We start from the raw sequence: 19,694 nt of genomic DNA, 5'->3' as shown, positions 1-19,694 counted from the left end.
TGTTAGTTATCAGTTATTAGTTATTAGTTGTTAGTTATTTAGAGTGGAACAACATATAAGAACAAGAAATTTAAAAAACCAAATTATATGAAGAAATTTATCAGAATAGGTATAATGGTGGTCATCGCACTACTGTTTCTTGGAACATTCGTATTCCTATACCAGAAATCACAACCAAAGAAAGTGGAGTACAACGTATTGAAGGTTGTAAAATCAGACATCGTACAGACAACAGTAGCGACCGGTAAAATAGAGCCACGTGACGAAGTACAAATCAAACCTCAGATATCAGGTATCATATCAGAAGTATATAAGGAAGCCGGCGAGACCGTGAAAAAAGGAGAAGTAATAGCAAAAGTAAAGGTTATACCTGAATTGGGACAGCTCAATTCGGCAGAAAGCCGTGTAAGACTTGCCGAAATGAACGGACGTCAGGCAGAGACAGACCTTGAACGTATGGAGAAACTTTTCGAAAAGAAACTTGTCAGCAACGAAGAATACGAAAAAACTCTGCTTACGACAAAGCAGGCACGCGAAGAGATACAGGCAGCAAAGGACAATCTGGAAATCATAAAGGAAGGTATCACTAAGAACAGCGCGTCATTCAGCAGCACGCTGATACGTTCTACCATCGACGGACTTATACTCGACGTACCTATCAAAGTGGGAAACTCGGTTATCATGAGTAACACTTTCAACGACGGTACCACAATAGCAAGCGTCGCAGATATGGGGGACCTTATATTCAGAGGAAACGTGGACGAAACCGAAGTTGGAAAAATCAAGGTCGGAATACCTGTAAAAATAACTTTGGGAGCATTGCAGGATATGACTTTCAGCGCCACACTTGAATATATCTCACCTAAAAGCGTGGAAAACAACGGTGCCAACCAGTTCGAGATAAAAGCCGCAATAACAGTGCCGGACAGCGTGACAATCCGCTCAGGATACAGCGCAAACGCCGAGATGGAACTGCAAAGAGCAAACAATGTGCTGAGTATTCCGGAAAGCGCACTCGAATTTAAAGGTGACTCAACATTTGTATATCTGCTTACAGACAGTGTGTCAGGACAGAAATTCGACCGTAAAAACATCAGAACTGGGGTAAGCGACGGAATAAACGTTGAAGTGAAATCAGGATTGAAAGAGAACGACCTCGTTCGCGGTCTGAAGAAAGAATAAGGTATTAAAACAAACGAACAACCGACATGAATAAAAACATAATAACAGCGTCAGCCTTGATACTCCTACTCTCAGGCAATGCCTACTCGCAGGAAAAATGGGATCTGGAGAAATGTATCAGACACGCCATTGAAAACAACGTTGGAATAAAACAACAGGAAGCGGCTACTGAACAGAGCGCCGTGGAACTGAATACAGCACAATGGAGCCGTCTGCCGGATTTGACAGGAGGGGCATCCCACTCATTCAACTTCGGACGAAGCCTCCAGTCGGACAATACTTACAAAAGTCTGAATACTCAAAACACGTCATTCAGCCTGAACACCAGTGTACCGCTATTCACCGGATTGAGAATAACAAACAATATAGCTCTTGCCAAACTTAACCTGCAAGCAGCTACTGAGGACTTGAACAAAGCTAAGGAAGATATCAGCATACAAGTGGCATCGGCATACCTGCAGGTACTGTTCAACGAAGAGTTAGCCCAGGTGGCACATCTTCAGGTGGAGCTCAGCAAGGAAATGCTATCGCAGAAAGAAGCATATTTCAAGACCGGAAAAGCCTCAGAAGCAGAATGGCTTGAGGCGAAATCAAGAGTAGCCCAGGACGAGCTGTCGGCAGTGCAGGCCGACAACAACCAGAAACTTGCGCTTTTGGATTTGAGTCAGCTGCTTGAACTGCCATCGCCTGAAAACTTCTCAATAGTATCACCTGAGGCCGATATGGATGAGTATGCAGGCAGCATAACATCTCCAGCCGAGATATACAACGAGGCTGTCCTGTTCAAGCCTTCAATCAAAGCGGCGCAATACCGTTTGGACGGAGCGGCAAAATCAATCAGAATAGCCCAAAGCGCCTATTATCCGCAGCTGAGTTTCGGAGCAGGACTCAGTACAAACTATTATAAAGTGTCCGGAATGAAAAACAGCATTTTCGGCTCGCAGCTGAAAGATAACTTCAGCCAGTATTTCGGTTTTCAGCTGAGTATTCCAATATTCAACCGTTTCAGTACAAGAAACCAGGTGAGAAGCGCCAAAATACAGCAAAGCACACTGAGCTGGCAACTTGAGGATAGCAAAAAAGCGCTTTACAAGGAAATACAGCAGGCGTATTACAATGCGCTCGGAGCCGAAAGCAGATACGAAAGCAGCCTGACAGCAGATGAGGCGGCGGAAGCGTCATTCAATCTCATGAAAGAGAAATATGCCGAGGGAAAAGCCAACGCCACAGAATACAATGAGAGCCGTACAAACTGGATGAAAGCCATCTCCGAAAGACTACAGGCTAAATACGACTATATATTCCGTACAAAAATACTTGATTTCTATAAAGGAACTCCACTGACTCTGAAGTAAAAACCAGACGACATCATCATATTGAAAGCCGACTATACCCTTCTGTATCACACAGACTGTATAGCCGGCTTTTCTTTTCTGAAAACTTTTTTACCATAAGAAGAAAAAAAACATACGTATTAATAACAAGAGAGAGATATTATAAAAAAAACAAATTCATATTATTACAAATCGCGAACATTCCTTCTTGAGGCTTCTCTCGCCGAACGGTTAGACTTTCTGTCAGCAGACTTTCTGTTCTTAGTTTCTTTCCCCGGCTTTACGCTCTCACGTCGTTCATATCTGTCATGCTTGCCATGATTGTCTTTCGGCGGGCGCGCCGAAGGAGGAGTAACTGGTCTCGAAGGAGGTGGTAAAGGACGCTGCGGACGTACTGAAGGGTCCGGTCTTCCAAAATCATGAGGCCTATGTTCCGGACGACACTGATAATTTCCCGCATATACCTTATGATTATAATGCTTCCTGAAATTCTTTTTGTAGAAACTTACACCTCCACAATGTGCACGCGAGTGAGCCCCTCTATATGAGTAATAATGCGCAGGCAATCCGTAATAGAAAAACTTCCTGTCGGGATAGGCTTTATATACACGTATGTAGCACACATTATTCATGGCATATATCGGACGGAAGAAATAGTCTATAGCCATGAACCTGACGTAGGCAGCATTCGAAAGAATCCATCTCAAATCGTCATTCCTCTCGTCAAGGTATCTGTAATACATATCCATAGCACGCGCATCGGCTCTGGCAAGAGCATCGACGTATGGATCCACGTTACTGAAAAAATCGAAATTAATCTCGTACAGGTCATTATACTGACGCTGGTTAAGATTCAGTTCAAAAGCCATCCTGTCCGTCAGGAAACGGGCATTAACCCTTACATCACCCAAATCAAACGCATCGGCAGGAACAGCGACTATCAGAGCCGCAACCGCCATAACCATTATTAAAAATCTTCTCTTCATAATCTTCTGTTTTAATTTCCTGACACAAAAATAGGGAGATAAAAATCCCCCTACAAAAGAATATTCCCAAACGTTTTTAGGAAGATTCCTATATCTTATAGGATAAATCCTATATGTATGATTCCATTTATGCCAGACGTATTCCCTGTTCCCCTTCAAGCACAATAAGACGTTTCTTGTAAAGATCGCCCACAGCCTTCTTGAAGGTCTTCTTGCTTACGCCGAAAGTGTTGTATATCACATCGGCATCAGTCTTGTCGTTCAATGGAGTGGAGCCTCCGTTACTGCGGATATATTCCAGAAGGGTGTCCGCAAAGTCTTCCACCTTCTTAACTCCGCCTTTCTGAAGTTCAAGGTCTATCTTTCCGTCAGGACGAACCTGCTTGATATAAGCAGTCATTCGCATTCCTGTACGTACATCGGTAAATATCTCATTCTTGAAAATCATACCACAGAACTTATTGTCAACAATTACCTTAAATCCCAGGTCAGTTTTCTGCCATACCATAATATCCACTTCATCGCCGGGATTGTATTCAGGCATTTCTTTTGAAAGATATTTTTCTACCTTGGCAGAAGCCACAATACGGTAGCTGTCCTCGTCAAGATGAACATGGACCACATACGAATTTCCTTTCACCATTTTCATTTTCTGCTCACGGAAAGGAACAAAAAGGTCTTTCATAAGTCCCCAGTCAAGGAAAGCGCCGAACTGGTTTACCCACGCCACCTCGAGACAGGCAAACTCTCCCACCTTAACGTATGGTTGCAATGTGGTGGCTATCAGACGTTCGTCCATATCGAGATAAATAAACACATTCAGTACGTCTCCAGGCTTGCAATCCAGAGGAACATAACGTGTAGGCAACAATATTTCTCCATCATCACCGCCATCGAGGTAAACACCGAAATCGACTTCCTTTACGACTTCCAAAAGGTTATATTCTCCCAATTTAATATGACTCATAATTATATATAGTTGTTAGTTGTTGGTTTATAGTTGTTGGTTAAACAATCCTTCCATCCAGCATGTGAATAGTCCGGTCAGTCTGGCCGGCAAGTCCTTCATCATGAGTTACTATTACGAAAGTCTGCCCCAGCTTATCGCGCAATTCAAAGAACAGATTGTGTAGTTCCTCCTTATTCTTAGTGTCAAGGCTTCCCGAAGGTTCATCAGCCAACACTACAGCCGGATTGTTTATCAAAGCCCTTGCCACAGCCACACGCTGTTTCTCTCCACCCGAGAGTTCTGCCGGCTTATGTGATGCACGGTCTGACAATCCTAAAAAGTTCAGCATTTCAAGTGCCTGCTTGCGAGCCTCTGTAGCTGAAACCCCTTTAATCAAGGCAGGAATAGTGACATTCTCCAATGCTGTAAACTCAGGCAGCAACTGATGAAACTGAAAAACGAAACCTATCTCCCTGTTTCGGAAAGCAGACAGTTCTTTCTCTTTCATACGGCTTACGTCAGTACCGTTGATTATCACTCTTCCGGCATCAGCCCTATCAAGAGTTCCTATAATCTGAAGCAAAGTAGTTTTTCCGGCACCGCTTGGACCTACAATACTCACTACTTCACCTTTATCAATATTCAAGTCTATACCTTTCAACACCTGAAGTTGTCCAAAACTTTTCGTTATTCCTTCTATCTCTATCATATCTCAGGAATGTTTAGATTCTCTTTATCACATATTCAGCCAGATAACACCCGAACACCGCCGGCATATAGCTCACAGTGCCTGTAGTCGATTTTTTATTCTGCTCGTCATCTACCAATACGACGGCATTCGTATCTGCTTGCTCTGTACTGAACACCACCGGCAATTTCCGCTTCATCCCCATTTTCTGCAAACGTTTTCTCACAGCCTTGCTAAGTCCGCAATGGTAAGTCTCCCATAAATCGGCAAATCTGACCTGCGTAATATCACTCTTGGCACCTGCCCCCATGCTGCTGACTATCTTTAGCCCTCGCTTCAAAGCATTATATATAAGATAACATTTCGGAGCCACGGTGTCAATGGCGTCAACAACAAAATCAAACCTTTCACTGTCCAGCAACTCCGTAATAGCTTCATCCTTCAAATATACAGGCAATACATCCAATCGTATATCGGGATTAATATCGCGAAAACGTGTGGCAAGCACATCTGCCTTGTATTGCCCCAACGTGGAATGAAGTGCCGGAAGCTGACGGTTAATATTGGTAGGCTGCACGGTATCGGCATCTACTATAGTCATGTGCCCTATGCCTGCACGGCACAACATCTCGGCAGCATACGCCCCTACTCCTCCCAAACCTACCACCAGTACATGGGCACGGCGTAACCGCTCCGTTTTTTCTCTTCCCAGCAACAGTTCCGTGCGCTGCTGCCAATTTACGAATTCTTTTTGAACCATTTATAAATCCAATTACCTACTTTATCATAATATTGCGTCTCTGCCCATCCGTGCGGGTCGGAGAAAGAAAGACTCTCGTTAGGATCGCCTTTTTGTTCAGGATAGAGCAGCATGATGCTGTTGTTATTGAAATATTTGGAGACCTGCGTCGGAAGTTTCTCGAAAGAAGAATCGTAAGAAATAGACCCGCACCTCGCACTTACAATAACCAGCAGATGGTCGTAATTAACCTGCCCGGTCAACAACAACAAGTCTTCCCAATTCTCAAGTTCGGAATAAACGGTGCGCGTGTCCTTGAATTTCTTTTGTATAAAACCGCTGATGTATCCCAAAGTACGCAAAGGAGCATAAAAATGCACCCTGCACCCAAGCTGGCTGCTCAAACGGCACATATATGTTATCCATCTGGTAAAACCGTGCTCGAACTCGGCTTTTGGAGGCACCGCCACAATTATTCGGCGCAACGTATTGACAGGTATCAGGAAACGCACAATCATCACTTGCAAATATGTATTCTTCAACAAATTCTCTGTCATGTTACCGAAAAAAGAGTCAACGATGCTCGCCTTATAATGCAAACCTATGATAATGTCAGTCGCATCACATTCCTTTGCCGTATGAAGAATGCCTGTTGTTATGTTCAAATCAAAACGGCTAACAGTCTTCATCCGCACATTGGTTGACGCTGCTATCTGGGCCGCCCGCTCCAAGTTACGCTTGCTTCGCATTTCCTGCTTCACCGAATCGTTGTTGTCGTTGATGACACTAAGCGCAACCAAATTGTCGCTTATCTTTTCGTTGCGCAAGACCAACGCCAAACTCATCAAGCTTTCCAAAGTTTCCGGATTAGCTATAGGAACCAGGAAACGCTCTTTTTCATGCTCTTTGCCTTCATCCAAGCCTACATCGTCGCTCGTGGCAATCTGCTTGGCCGTGTGTTCGGTAATGAACGAACTGACAACACATGTCACCAATATAAGCAAAATCGTCCCGTTCAACACATCTTCGTTCAACAGCCGCTCACCGGAGGGAAGGATAATGTCGTAACCCACCAATACCGCCGCCAGAGTGGCCGCCGCCTGCGCGTTGCTCAGCCCGAACATCAACTCACGCTCCACGGCACGCATCCGGAAAATCTTCTGAGTCAACCACGAAGCTATCCATTTCCCGACCAATGCCACCACAATCATCACAGAAGCTACCTTTATAGAATCTATATGCCCGAACAACACGTTTACGTTTATCAGCATGCCGACACCTATAAGGAAATAAGGGATGAACAACGCGTTACCCACAAACTCCAAATGATTCATCAGCGGTGACACGTGAGGAATCAAACGGTTCAATACCAATCCGGCCAAGAACGCTCCCAATATACCTTCCATGCCAACGATTTCCATCAGTCCGGCACCAAGGAACACCATCGCCATGACAAAAATATATTGCACCACATTGTCACTATAACGGCGGAAGAACCAGCGGGCTATAGGCGGGAAAGTGTACATAATGATGGCTCCAAGCACTAACACTTTCAACACCAGCCATACCCAGAACATATCCGAAGTCTCGCCTTTATACAGGCCGCCGATGACTGCCAACACAAGCAAAGTAAGGGTATCTGTCACCGCCGTACCCCCTACCGCGATACCTACAGCCCGATGGCGGTTTATGCCGTAACGGATGACAATGGGGTAAGCGATAAGAGTATGCGACGCATACATACTGGCAAGCAATACCGAAGAGACGACTCCATAGCCCAAGATGTTTACATTGGTCCAAAAACCGATGCCCAACGGAATGACGAAGGCCAACAACCCCAATACCATCGCTTTTCCACGTATGCTCTTGAAGTCCTCCATATTCATTTCCAGACCGGCAAGGAACATGATATAATACAGTCCTACTTTCCCGAACAGTTCAAAGCTGCTGTCGCGCGCCAGGATATTAAATCCATGCTCACCGATAACGACTCCGGCCAATATCATTCCTATGATGTGCGGAATATGCAGTTTTTCTAAGATAATAGGAGCAAGCAATATGATTACCAGCACCAAAAAGAAAATCCACGTCGGGTCTGTTATGGGGAAATGAAAATCAAGGTCTAGTAAATTGAGCAAATCTTTCATAAATTCGTATCGTAATCTTTCATTTATTGAACAAAAATAGAAAAAAAATTCCGAGTTTCAATATTTATCAGTCAGAATGTTTTATTTTTGCAGTCTAAATAATAACAAACGATACAATACGACTAAAATTTACGAATATATAATAGTTAGGGAAATATTAACTTAATAGATTTATAAAGACATGAAAGTAGCAATTGTTGGTGCGAGCGGAGCCGTAGGACAAGAGTTCCTGAGAGTGCTCGAAGAAAGAGATTTTCCTTTAGATGAATTAGTTTTGTTCGGTTCCTCACGTAGTGCAGGACGAAAATACACATTCCGTGGAAAAGAAATAGAAGTCAAACTTCTGCAGCACAACGATGATTTTAAGGGTGTTGACATAGCCTTTACCTCCGCCGGAGCCGGTACTTCGAAAGAATTTGCGGAAACAATAACCAAGTACGGAGCTGTCATGATAGACAATTCCAGTGCTTTCCGTATGGATAACGATATTCCACTGGTAGTTCCGGAAGTCAATGCCGCAGATGCATTAGACCGCCCACGTGGCATTATAGCAAATCCAAACTGCACAACCATACAGATGGTTGTGGCACTAAAAGCCATAGAAAACCTTACACATATAAAACGCGTCCACGTATCAACATACCAGGCTGCCAGCGGTGCAGGTGCAGCAGCTATGGACGAACTTTACGAACAGTATCGTCAGGTATTGGCCAACGAGCCTGTAACAGTTGAAAAATTCGCTTATCAGCTAGCATTCAACCTCATCCCTCAGATTGACGTATTCACTGAAAACGGTTATACTAAGGAAGAAATGAAGATGTACAACGAAACACGCAAGATCATGCACTCTGACGTTAAGGTAAGTGCAACTTGTGTTCGTGTTCCTGCCCTTCGTTCACACTCAGAAAGCATCTGGATTGAAACAGAACGTCCTGTATCAGTAGAAGAGGCTCGCGAAGCATTCTCAAAAGGCGAAGGACTTGTTCTGATGGACAATCCTGCAGAAAAAGAATATCCTATGCCATTGTTCCTTGCAGGCAAGGATCCTGTTTACGTTGGTCGTATCCGTAAGGATTTGGCAGACGAAAACGGACTTACATTCTGGATTGTAGGTGACCAGATAAAGAAAGGCGCCGCACTGAATGCTGTTCAGATAGCGGAATATCTGCTTAAGGTCAAGAACATAGGATAATTGATAGTATCACATATTACCTTAACGACAAAAGGAGGTTTCAGTTCTATCCGGCTGAAACCTCCTTTTTGTATATAAAGATTCTGATTGATAACTCTCTTAAAAAAACGACCTGTCGTTTTAAGTAAAACGTGCCCGCGTTTGAACTTAAACGTGCCCGTGTTTAAGTTCAAACGCGGGCAAGCTTTATTTTGAGCTTTTAAACATCAAAAATACGGACATAAAAAAAGGAGTACCGCTGTACTCCAACCTTTATTAACCTTAAATCTAATACTATGAAAAACACGATGCAAAGGTACGGACTTTTCTTTAATCTCCAAGTTTTGTACGCGAAAACATATGTTTTATAACATGATTTACATGACGTATAGCTTTGTTAACAAAATCATCGGACAACAGACTGATTTATAAAATAATATGTTGTACATTTGCGAACATTTTATTTAAACCAATTCAAGCAGTAACACTCCGATATGTTCACAGTTATTTTAATAATGTTTGCAGGAATAATATTAGGTGCTTCTTTAAGAAAATACCGTATAAAACATATAAACAGACTCATCACAATTCTCATCTGGATGCTCCTGTTCATTCTCGGTGTAGAAGCAGGCAGCAATAAAGACATCATCAACGGACTTCTAACTCTCGGTCTTGAAGCTGTCATAATTACAATAGCAACAGTGCTTGGCAGTTGCATAGCTGCATGGAGCTTATGGTATGTCCTCTATAAAAGAAAGAAAGGAGCGAAAGCATGAAAGGAAGTTTGGTAATTGTAGGTTTCTTCGCACTTGGATGTCTTACAGGATTATATAATATACTGCCATTCAACATATCGGAAACAGACATCAGTCTATATGCTTTATGTGCACTGATGTTCTCAGTTGGATTAAGTATAGGTAATGATCCTCAAACTATAAAAAATTTCCGTGCCCTGAATCCAAGACTTATATTCCTGCCAATAATGACTATTTTAGGGACATTGGTCGGAGCAGCTCTCGCAAGTATCTTTCTTACCAATAGAACCATGACGGAATGTATGGCCGTAGGAAGCGGATTTGGTTATTATTCGCTTTCCAGCATATTTATTACAGAATACAAGGGAGCTGAATTAGGAACAGTAGCATTACTTTCAAACATTACAAGAGAAATAATCACGTTGCTTGCAGCACCATTACTGGTGAGATGGTTTGGCAATCTGGCTCCTATATCTTCGGGAGGTGCAACAACCATGGATACAACATTGCCTATCATATCAAGATGCAGCGGACAGGAATTTGTAGTAGTTTCCATTTTTCATGGTTTCGTCGTAGATTTCAGCGTTCCGTTTCTTGTTACTTTCTTCTGTTCAATATAATAAACATACGTTAAGAAGTTTCACTCAAAGCACTGATTTGAAAATAATCCAATTGTTTTTCATAAAATAAAAATCTACATTTGCTTATGGAAACCAATACATGTAATCGAAATGAAAACTTCAGAAATCTTGAAAACACTTGTATTATTAATCTGTACATCCATATTTATAAGCTGCCAGAAGGAAGAAGAAGGCAGAAAAATTACAGGTTATGAAGAATATACCATCACTATAGCGTCTGAAAAAGTACATGTGGCTCCTTGTAAACTACAAAAAGGAAATAGGTATGCTTGGTTTCATAAAAAAGAAGGACAAGAACGTAAGCAAACTAAACATGATTCAAACAATGTCTAAATTCAACACATACATGGCGGGAATTGACGCGGATTTTTACAAAAAACTGTGTCTGGAAAAAGGAGAATTAAGCCAATATAAAATATAAAAAGAATTAAACAGCAGCTTTGTTTGTAGTTTTATTTATATTTGTACAAACATAAAAAAAACAAAATTATGAAAACCACGAAACTTCACTCATTCATTATAGCACTTTTGTGTGCCGTTGCCTTTGCATCATGCGACAAGGAAGAGATTTACCCGACATTCTCTTTTGATGAAAACGGAGAATGCTATATACCTGATATCTCAAATATATCAATGGAAGAATTTAAATCATCAGTAGTAGGATATGGATGGAAACACGTTATTACTCATGAAATAGGCAGCGACGGTAAATGTTCAACAAAAGACTATTATGAAGGCCTAGATGGAGGAGGATCAAGCCAATATTATTTCGAGTCATCTGAATCACTAAAAGAATACATGTATGTTGATGCTTTTCCGGCTAATGGATATTTAACATACGCCTATGAATATGAGGATGGAAACAGAGTCAGCAATAATGGCAATTTAGTAATGCGTATTGTTTCTTTGAAAGGAGATGTTATGAAAATCATCGATTATCTAGGCATTCGTGCAGATGGAGTAAAAATTTACGGGTACTCCACATACAGACGTATGAGCAGTGGAGAACTGACAGAAGTACAGAATGCTTATCCTACAGATCTATCGAGTATTAAAAATATTACCACATCCATAAACAATGAAGTCAATATCATCTCAGGAAACCAATTTGAGTTCGATGTTCTTTCTTACAACGGTTCATATACCATAAAAGCAATAAACGAGGAATCATGCGAAATAACACGTGAGGGCAACCACGTCAAAATAAAACTGCTTACAAACGGAGCCTACATAACTGTATCAGACAGGTTCAGACATTTTGAATTCAGTCTTTTCTCAACAGACGAAGAAATGGAGCCGAAGGGAACAGACATCTACGATTTGAGCTACAACGAAGTGGTATTCAACAAAAATATGGAATTCATTGAGCCATCTGAAAACAGGCCACTAAGCTATGAAAACTCAAGCATAGAAACTACCACCCGTGATGGATATTCCGGAAGTATTATAAGTCATTATAACCGTTCGTACATGCTCGTTGTCGATACCGACAAGAAAGCAAGACTCATACATTTACAGAACGGCAGACTCTATCTGAAAGAACTTCTACCGGAAAAGACTTTACTGTCATTAGTAGAGAAAGGAAACGGAAGCTCTATTTCATATAAACTCGAATTGACCACTGCCGACAGAAGAGTCTTTCAGATTCTGCCTTTCAAGGTTACTTATAAGGAATAAGTGTGCCTGTTATTATTACACAAATAATTATGAGAACAACAACCATTGTACTATACCTTATCCTTACAACACTATTTACAAGTTGTAATTCAGATATTTTCATTGATGATTTCATCACAGAATATCCTGATACATGTTATGTGGAAAAGGGCAAACCATTTAAACTGAATTTTGATTCAGACAACTGGAACATATCAAGTATGGAAGGTGTTGCGATAAACACTTTTGACTATACCATATATGATCTTCAGGGTAACCCAATATATAATTATTTTCCGTTGCTGCATGAAGGAGAAACAGGAATCATTTACTACGAAAGTACATATTACGCTTTCCGCATAGAAAAAAGGAATAATCGTGAGTTAGAGATTATATGTGTCAAAAATCTTGTCAATCATCCTATCGCTTTCAGTATAATAGTAGGAAACGAATATTACCACAAGGAAATAAATGTATCATTGAAACCAACAAGCAAATTCGTTATAGACAAAGTGGAATACGATTTCGAGAATGATTTCTATTATAGTGACTACGTCGTGGAACAAGTGGATGGCATAACAGTAAACAATTCCGGCTCTGAAGGAGGACCTGTTACATTAAACTTCTATCCATTCAAGAACTCACTCAGAAAAATCGAGTTCTATCCTGATGACTATGATAGTTTCAACAATCTGGATAAGATTCTCGGAGAAAATCTTGCTGAAATACCAATACCGGACATTGTGGACGGTAAACCTGTAATGGGAAATACTAAAGTTAAATTCGGACTGAAGGAACAAAGTTTCTGGACGGGCAGGCTTGACAAGGACTTTGTTGTTTCAACAACAGTTCAACCAGGAGAGACAAAAAAGATAGAAGTATATAACAATATTGAAGAATTCCATGTAAACTATAAAGTACATGCCTCAAATCCTGACACAGGAGAAGAATGTGTTTTTACAGGAAGACTAAGCAGTAAAGACCCGTTCGATTACCTCATGATATTCCCCTAAATTAGACTATAAATAATGAAAAAATATATTACCGTAATTCTGTTACTATGCCTTGTAGCAGCAAAGCTCAACGCAGAAAGGCAGGACAGTGTCCAGAGAAAAATAATACACGTAATAGGTATTGACTTCAAACCGGCATACACATTCCCGACAAAAAGTTTCTTCAGAGGAGATAATCTGGCGCAATCTCCCATACGCACCAACCTCTCCGGACACATAAAGTATGGTTTTAAATTTGGTCCTGACAGCTATATGGGAAAAATGTATCCCAATACCATTCAGGGTATAGGCATAGGCTACAATACTTTCAATAACACAAAAGAAGTAGGAAACCCACTCGCCGTATATGTATTCCAGACATCCAGAATAGCATCACTAACAAAAAAACTGTCATTAGACTACGAATGGAATTTCGGAGCTTCATTCGGATGGAAGAAATACGATGAAGAAAAGAATCCCTTTAACACTATCGTCGGCTCAAAGACTAATGCCTATATTAATTTAGGTTTGCTGCTCAACTGGCAGATGACTCATGAAGTGGCGTTAAGAGCAGGCATAGGACTTACACACTATTCAAACGGTAACACAAATTACCCCAACTATGGCGTAAACACACTTGACGGGCGTATAGGATTGATGTGGTGTCCGCAAGATGATCCCAAATCAAAGTTTAGCAATAATGACCGAGTGACTGTTATACCGGAACAAGGATTCAAACCATACGTAAGCTATGACCTGATAGTATATGGCGCGACAAAAAAGAAAGGTATTTTCTGGTCAGACGGTTCCGGAATATTAATCCCCGGTAAATTTGCTGTAGCAGGACTTAATTTCAATCCTATGTACAACTTCAACAGGTTTTTCCGCGCCGGGCTATCTCTTGACGCTCAATATGACGAGAGCGCAAACCTAACCGACCACGTGGCAAATACAAATACGTCAACTGATGATGTGAAATTTTTCAGACCGCCTTTTATCGAACAATTCTCACTCGGACTGTCAGCCAGAGCTGAAGTGGTAATGCCTATATTCTCTATCAATTTTGGTATAGGAAAAAACTTTGTATGCCGTGGCACTGACACAAATTCCTTTTATCAGACATTTGTCCTGAAAACAAGCATTACAGAAAATGTATTTCTTCACGTAGGCTATCAACTATATAAATTCAAGGATCCGAACAACCTTATGATAGGTATAGGTTACAGATTTAATGCAAAGAAAAACAGATACTGACAAAATTATATCTTGTAATTGTAGTACCAATGAAAATAATTATCACATTTTATCATCTGTAATATTTTTTTGTTAACTTTGCGAACGTCTAATAAAGAAAAAACTCTTTAATTAAAAATATTACGATTATGATGACAATTGACAAATTCAACTTTGCTGGTAAAAAGGCAATCGTTCGCGTTGACTTCAACGTGCCTTTGAATGAAGAAGGTAAAATTACAGACGACACTCGTATCCGCGGTGCCCTTCCTACATTGAAAAAAATCCTTGCTGACGGTGGTGCTTTGATCATCATGTCACACATGGGTAAACCAAAAGGCAAAGTAAACGCTAAATATTCTTTGAGCCAGATTGTTGACGCTGTTTCTGCAGCTCTTGGCGTTGAAGTTAAATTCGCTCCTGACTGTGCAAAAGCTTCTGAAGCTGCCGCAGCTCTTAAACCAGGTGAAGTTCTTTTGCTTGAAAACCTTCGTTTCTATCCTGAAGAAGAAGGTAAGCCAGTAGGTATCGAAAAAGAAGATCCTGCTTACGAAGACGCTAAGAAAGAAATGAAAGCTCGTCAGAAAGAATTCGCCAAGACTCTTGCTTCATACGCTGACTGCTACGTTATGGACGCATTCGGTACTGCTCACCGTAAACACGCTTCTACAGCTGTTATCGCTGACTACTTCGATGCAGACCACAAGATGTTGGGCTACCTGATGGAAAAAGAAGTTCAGGCCGTTGACAACGTATTGAAAGATATCAAACGTCCTTTCACTGCTATCATGGGTGGTTCTAAGGTTTCTACTAAGATCGGTATCATCGAAAACTTGATGGATAAAGTTGACAACTTGATTCTTTGCGGTGGTATGGCATTTACTTTCGCTAAAGCTCAGGGTGGTAAAATCGGTAACTCATTGGTAGAAGACGACAAACTTCAGTTGGCTCTTGATATCATTGAAAAAGCTAAAGCTAAAGGTGTAAACCTTGTATTGGGTTGCGACTGTATCGCTGCTGACGCTTTCTCTAATGATGCCAACACTCAGGTTTGCGACGACAGCAATATTCCTGACGGATGGATGGGTCTTGACGCAGGTCCTAAGACTCGCGAAGAATTCAAGGCTGCTATCAAGGGTGCAAAAACTATCTTGTGGAACGGTCCTGCCGGTGTATTCGAAATGGACAACTTCGCAGGTGGTTCTAAAGTAATCGCAGAAGCTATCGCTGAAGCTACTAAAGAAGGTGCATTCTCACTCATCGGTGGTGGTGACTCAGTAGCTTGTATCAACAAGTTCGGTATGGCTGACCAGGTATCATACATCTCTACTGGTGGTGGTGCTTTGCTTGAAGCTATCGAAGGTAAGATCCTTCCGGGTATCGCAGCTATCCGTGGTGACAAATAATTTGAAAATTATTTCATACCATAACAAGAAAAGGAGACCTTTTGGGTCTCCTTTCTTGTTATCTGAATATCAATGTGTAATTATTCATATCCTTACATTCACTCATAAGTGAATAGAACTGTCTGTAGTTTTTCTTTGTTATCAGCTGTTCGTCAACCTTATAAGTATAAGTAACTTTTACTTCATCACCTGAAAGCTCATATTCGACACTCACCTCTCCCACTTCATTCGAAACTTTCACATTTCGTTTTTCAATCCACGTCTTGCCTTCAGGAAGCTTAACGTTATATTGCATTATGCGATTCAATTTATGTGGAAGCAACATATTCTCAGATATTGATGTATTAGCCGAATACGGATAAAGAGTTGCGGCAATATAAGTATCAGGAATTGTTACAGCAACATATCCTCCTGGCAATGTTCTTGAATTAGTCTCATTCACCTCAATAGTCTTTATATTCTTTGTAGGATTCTCAGGTTTCTCTATTCTCAATGACGACTCATCTCCATCCAGATTTCTTACAGACATGTAATCCTGAACATCCGCATACCAACCGTTAGCGTATGTATTCATCTCACTGTCAGAAAGAACAGCTACTACACCGTTCAGTCCTACACTGTTCATATCCTTAGCCTCAACAAATGCAAGCTTTATATCCGCATCAAGACCGGCAGCCTTATGCAGTACATTATCAAGGTTTGCCAATTCAGCACGTGTTCCGTACATTGAAAGCAGTACCTCCGAAGCCGGACGCACCCTGTAGCCTGCCTGACTTAACGACACTCCACACTGTCCTTTCACACTATATAAATATGTCATGAACTTGTTTATAGCCATACGAAGTTTGTTCTTGTCATCACCGGACTCTTTCTTTAATTCGGCAATCTTGTTTTCAATAACCTTACTGTCTCCCACTATTAATTGCTTACTCAATACATCGATAGCCGCCGTATTGCTCTCATACGTAGAAGCCGTAAAAGCAGGCATCATTCCGCTTGCCAGCTGCTGAACTATACCTACAGAAGCACTGTAAACCGGATAGGAATACGGACGTGGATCTATGTTCTTAAGATTATATGACACAGTCCTTATACCGTTATCAACTCTCACATCAGGCTTTGCAGAAGAATTGAGAAGTTCATAATTAAGTTTCTTCGATTCAGGAACATTTACAGTGAGCCTGAAATCCTCTATAGGCGATAGTTCTTTAATCATGGTAAAAATATCCAGTTCACCGCACATCGAGGTTTTGGTCTTAATGGAATAATCAAGTACAATAGTCGCACCAAGTTCAAGTCCGGTATGAACCACCACCATCTCCTTCAGATGATTGTAAGCCGGAGCATCAGCCGCAAAAGAAGGCAGTACTTCCACAAAAGCGTTGGCAGGAGTAATCACCTTGCTGCCATCCTTCTGTATTGTGTAGGATTCATTAATTCTTAGTTCCTGAAATTCCGGATTATACACAATGAACGTTTCTCCATATTTGCTGTTCATTGCAGCATGAGTTAAAATCTTCAGTTCCTTATATACCCTTTCCTCCATGCTTCCGTCCTGATTAAGAGTATATGTCTTATACAGTTTTCTGAAACTTGCCTCCGAAGCGGAATAAGCCGGAGCTACTATCAGAAGCAAGCATACCAGACATAAATATTGTTTTATGGTTTTCATAATCTCCTACTTTATTACTTTCTAACTACGATATACTCACCAAACGATTTATAGGCATTAACAGAATTGCGGAAATCATCCCAATCGTCTGCCGAATAAACTCTCTTGTAGAGAGACAGTCTGCTGTCAAGAAAAATTTTGTTACCTGACTGTTTCAATACTCCCTCAAAATCAGCAGCCTGACCGTCAATATTAACCTGCTTTTCATCTCCAAGCATCTTATATCCGGAAGGCAAAGAAAGCTTTTCTTCCACCTCGACAAGGCGTGAGCAGGAATCCTTGAATCCGTATTTCCGGTCTACAATGTCTGTATTGATACGCAGGAAAGACAATACCTGAGTATAAAGATTATTCATAACGAAAGGCTTGAAGATAAGTTCACTTTCTCCGGTCATAGCATATTCAGGTATCTCGTATGTGAATGTAATGCTTATCGGCGCTTTCTGATAGTCCTTAGGAGAGCGTCCGTAGTCAACACTCTTCATAACTGCTTTGGGAGAAACATTGAGCAACTGCTTTTCCATCGTATTGCGCCATTCGCTCTGGAATCCTGTTGTAAATACACGGCGGATATTACTGTCGCTCTGTCCTTCGGCAGAAATTGTGAATTTGCCCACAAGAGTTCCGTCAGCCTTCAGACTATTGTCGACATTGATACGTACATAATGATTTTCCGGCGCTGATACAGGAGTTACGCAAAGGTCTGAGCCTTCCGGTATTCCCGGCAGATAGTTCTGCTGCTGTTCGGCACTGCTCCACAATTCACGACAGAAAGGTACCCATGTAGGATCAAGAGGCATAAGTGTACCGTTACTGAGTTTCACTACAGCTACACAATGATTAAAATGGTCAGCAGGAATACTTTCTACTCTGCTTCCTGCCATAGTCATTGCAGGATATGCATCGAAACCAGCCATACGAAGGAAGGCAACCAACGTTCCTGCTATATCCTTACACACACCACATCGGTCTGTATAATTCATCTTCAGATTATGTAGAGTAAAGCCTTCGCCCTTTCCCATAGTTATTCCGGCATAACGGATGTTATCGGCTACCCAATGGGTAAGAACAGCAATTTTCTCCATCTCTGACTTCTTGCCTTTTATCAGCTCATCAACTTTCTTCTGTGCTTCAGGTATGGCATCAAAACTGCCGTAATCCTCATTTACCTTATTGAACCAACGTGACTTCTCCATCCAGTTCGGTGTAGTTGACATCATAAGTTTCGGTGCAGCATCGAAAAGGTCAACCATATTAGGTTCTCTTTCGAAAGGCATTACATCGTTCATCGCAAATGTATATACTTTCCTATCGTCATCATAACGCATTGACGACGAACATTCTCCCTGATAGAACTGGAACTGAAGTTCCTTTTCCATAGGCATCATCACTCTATAAACCTTTCGCAAGGTAGGTTCGGATACCCAGAACGGAACTATATCATAGAACTGTCCGCGCATAGGAGGGATGAAACGCGAGTCATCTTCATCTGCCCCGAGAAGAGCGTAAGTGAAGCCTTTCTTGTCTATTTCATAATAGATAATGTCGCCAGGTTGAAGATTGTCAAGCTGAAGCATAATCTGCCGGGCACCCCAGTATATCATTCTTGCAGGTGCAGCATAGTCGCAAGTCTTGCTAACATCTACATAGGTATATGTTCCGTCTTCATGATAGATTTTCACAACCTTGAATTTAGCGGCAGCTGTCAGCGGATCGTAGTCATATTTCAGGACACGGTTTGTCATTACTCCTTTCAGATTCTGAATCTTGATAGCCTTCATCACAGAGAAGGCCCCCTGTCCTGTAGGCTGAACAGAAACATTTGTACTGTCGAGCAACGTGACTGAAGCATAGTTTGAATATTTGTCCGACTTCAGCATGTCCCCATATTTGGCAAACGGATTCGCCATGGAAGCAACTGTAGCGACTGACAAAGAAGCAAACAGGAAAAAGATTTTAATTTTCATATTATTATTCCATTTAAAATCCAAATAAAGTTGGATAATTCATTATTAATTAACTTTAGTTTTATATCTTTGTATCAGGATGTTAAGAGGAAGTAGGCTCTGCTGAGGAGCAACCTACCAGCAATAAGCATCCTGACGGTACGCAGTAATGCTACTTGGGGAGGCGGTCACACGCC

17 protein-coding genes are annotated in these 19,694 nt (G+C 41.3%); 10 read left to right on the top strand and 7 right to left on the bottom strand.

Going from position 1 to position 19,694, the window contains the following annotated elements; translation table 11 throughout:
- Positions 1-87 precede the first annotated feature (87 nt).
- A complete protein-coding gene (locus H6A27_RS06415; RefSeq protein ID WP_204508059.1) occupies positions 88-1,182 on the top strand; it encodes an efflux RND transporter periplasmic adaptor subunit in 1,095 nt (364 codons plus the stop codon).
- A 26-nt stretch (positions 1,183-1,208) separates the two neighbouring features.
- On the top strand, positions 1,209-2,537 hold the full coding sequence (locus tag H6A27_RS06410; RefSeq protein WP_204401901.1) for a TolC family protein: 1,329 nt from the start codon (positions 1,209-1,211) through the stop codon (positions 2,535-2,537).
- 164 nt (positions 2,538-2,701) lie between these two features.
- On the opposite strand, the gene H6A27_RS06405 is transcribed toward H6A27_RS06410, so the two are convergent.
- From H6A27_RS06405 to H6A27_RS06385, 5 genes are all read right to left on the bottom strand, one after another.
- Positions 2,702-3,502 carry a hypothetical protein gene (locus H6A27_RS06405; RefSeq protein ID WP_204508058.1) on the bottom strand — a complete coding sequence of 267 codons (801 nt, stop codon included), beginning with the start codon at positions 3,500-3,502 and terminating at the stop codon, positions 2,702-2,704.
- A 127-nt stretch (positions 3,503-3,629) separates the two neighbouring features.
- Positions 3,630-4,469, bottom strand: coding sequence for a CvfB family protein (locus H6A27_RS06400; RefSeq protein WP_204508057.1), 840 nt, complete (start codon positions 4,467-4,469; stop codon positions 3,630-3,632).
- A 40-nt stretch (positions 4,470-4,509) separates the two neighbouring features.
- The gene (locus tag H6A27_RS06395; RefSeq protein ID WP_204508056.1) at positions 4,510-5,160 is read right to left on the bottom strand and encodes an ABC transporter ATP-binding protein; all 651 of its coding nucleotides are present in this window, start codon (positions 5,158-5,160) and stop codon (positions 4,510-4,512) included.
- A gap of 13 nt (positions 5,161-5,173) precedes the next feature.
- Positions 5,174-5,899 (bottom strand): tRNA threonylcarbamoyladenosine dehydratase, encoded by a 726-nt coding sequence (locus H6A27_RS06390; protein ID WP_154044301.1) that lies wholly within the window; start codon positions 5,897-5,899, stop codon positions 5,174-5,176.
- Positions 5,878-8,025: a cation:proton antiporter gene (locus H6A27_RS06385; protein ID WP_204390704.1), complete on the bottom strand. Its 2,148-nt coding sequence runs from the start codon at positions 8,023-8,025 to the stop codon at positions 5,878-5,880. Before H6A27_RS06385 ends, H6A27_RS06390 begins: the two co-directional genes overlap by 22 nt.
- A gap of 181 nt (positions 8,026-8,206) precedes the next feature.
- Between H6A27_RS06385 and H6A27_RS06380 the strand changes: the two genes are divergently transcribed.
- From H6A27_RS06380 to H6A27_RS06345, 8 genes are all read left to right on the top strand, one after another.
- Complete coding sequence (locus H6A27_RS06380; protein WP_204508055.1) at positions 8,207-9,217, top strand: aspartate-semialdehyde dehydrogenase; 1,011 nt, start codon at positions 8,207-8,209, stop codon at positions 9,215-9,217.
- A 473-nt stretch (positions 9,218-9,690) separates the two neighbouring features.
- The gene (locus H6A27_RS06375) at positions 9,691-9,972 is read left to right on the top strand and encodes a LysO family transporter (RefSeq protein WP_204401909.1); all 282 of its coding nucleotides are present in this window, start codon (positions 9,691-9,693) and stop codon (positions 9,970-9,972) included.
- The gene (locus H6A27_RS06370) at positions 9,969-10,571 is read left to right on the top strand and encodes a LysO family transporter (protein WP_204508054.1); all 603 of its coding nucleotides are present in this window, start codon (positions 9,969-9,971) and stop codon (positions 10,569-10,571) included. The genes H6A27_RS06375 and H6A27_RS06370 overlap by 4 nt, the downstream gene beginning before the upstream one ends.
- A 111-nt stretch (positions 10,572-10,682) precedes the next feature.
- The gene (locus H6A27_RS06365) at positions 10,683-10,925 is read left to right on the top strand and encodes a hypothetical protein (protein ID WP_204508053.1); all 243 of its coding nucleotides are present in this window, start codon (positions 10,683-10,685) and stop codon (positions 10,923-10,925) included.
- Between the two features lie 156 nt (positions 10,926-11,081).
- Entirely contained in the window at positions 11,082-12,269 is a 1,188-nt protein-coding gene (locus H6A27_RS06360; RefSeq protein ID WP_204508052.1) for a hypothetical protein, read from the top strand.
- A 29-nt stretch (positions 12,270-12,298) separates the two neighbouring features.
- The gene (locus H6A27_RS06355; RefSeq protein ID WP_204508051.1) at positions 12,299-13,261 is read left to right on the top strand and encodes a hypothetical protein; all 963 of its coding nucleotides are present in this window, start codon (positions 12,299-12,301) and stop codon (positions 13,259-13,261) included.
- Between the two features lie 15 nt (positions 13,262-13,276).
- Positions 13,277-14,494, top strand: coding sequence for an acyloxyacyl hydrolase (locus H6A27_RS06350; protein ID WP_204508050.1), 1,218 nt, complete (start codon positions 13,277-13,279; stop codon positions 14,492-14,494).
- A 128-nt stretch (positions 14,495-14,622) separates the two neighbouring features.
- Positions 14,623-15,879 carry a phosphoglycerate kinase gene (locus tag H6A27_RS06345; RefSeq protein ID WP_204401921.1) on the top strand — a complete coding sequence of 419 codons (1,257 nt, stop codon included), beginning with the start codon at positions 14,623-14,625 and terminating at the stop codon, positions 15,877-15,879.
- A 58-nt stretch (positions 15,880-15,937) separates the two neighbouring features.
- Here H6A27_RS06345 and H6A27_RS06340 read toward each other — a convergent pair whose 3' ends face one another.
- Together H6A27_RS06340 and H6A27_RS06335 are read right to left on the bottom strand one after the other, a co-directional pair.
- A complete protein-coding gene (locus tag H6A27_RS06340) occupies positions 15,938-17,551 on the bottom strand; it encodes a DUF3857 domain-containing protein (RefSeq protein ID WP_204508049.1) in 1,614 nt (537 codons plus the stop codon).
- A gap of 14 nt (positions 17,552-17,565) precedes the next feature.
- On the bottom strand, positions 17,566-19,518 hold the full coding sequence (locus tag H6A27_RS06335; RefSeq protein ID WP_204508048.1) for a DUF3857 domain-containing transglutaminase family protein: 1,953 nt from the start codon (positions 19,516-19,518) through the stop codon (positions 17,566-17,568).
- Between the last annotated feature and the right edge of the window lie 176 nt (positions 19,519-19,694).

Origin of the sequence: Bacteroides caecigallinarum (assembly GCF_016902295.1) — a bacterium.
Classification (GTDB): domain Bacteria; phylum Bacteroidota; class Bacteroidia; order Bacteroidales; family Bacteroidaceae; genus Phocaeicola; species Phocaeicola caecigallinarum_A.
Note: the sequence above shows the minus strand (reverse complement) of the source record. Positions and strands in the feature narration are given on the sequence as shown.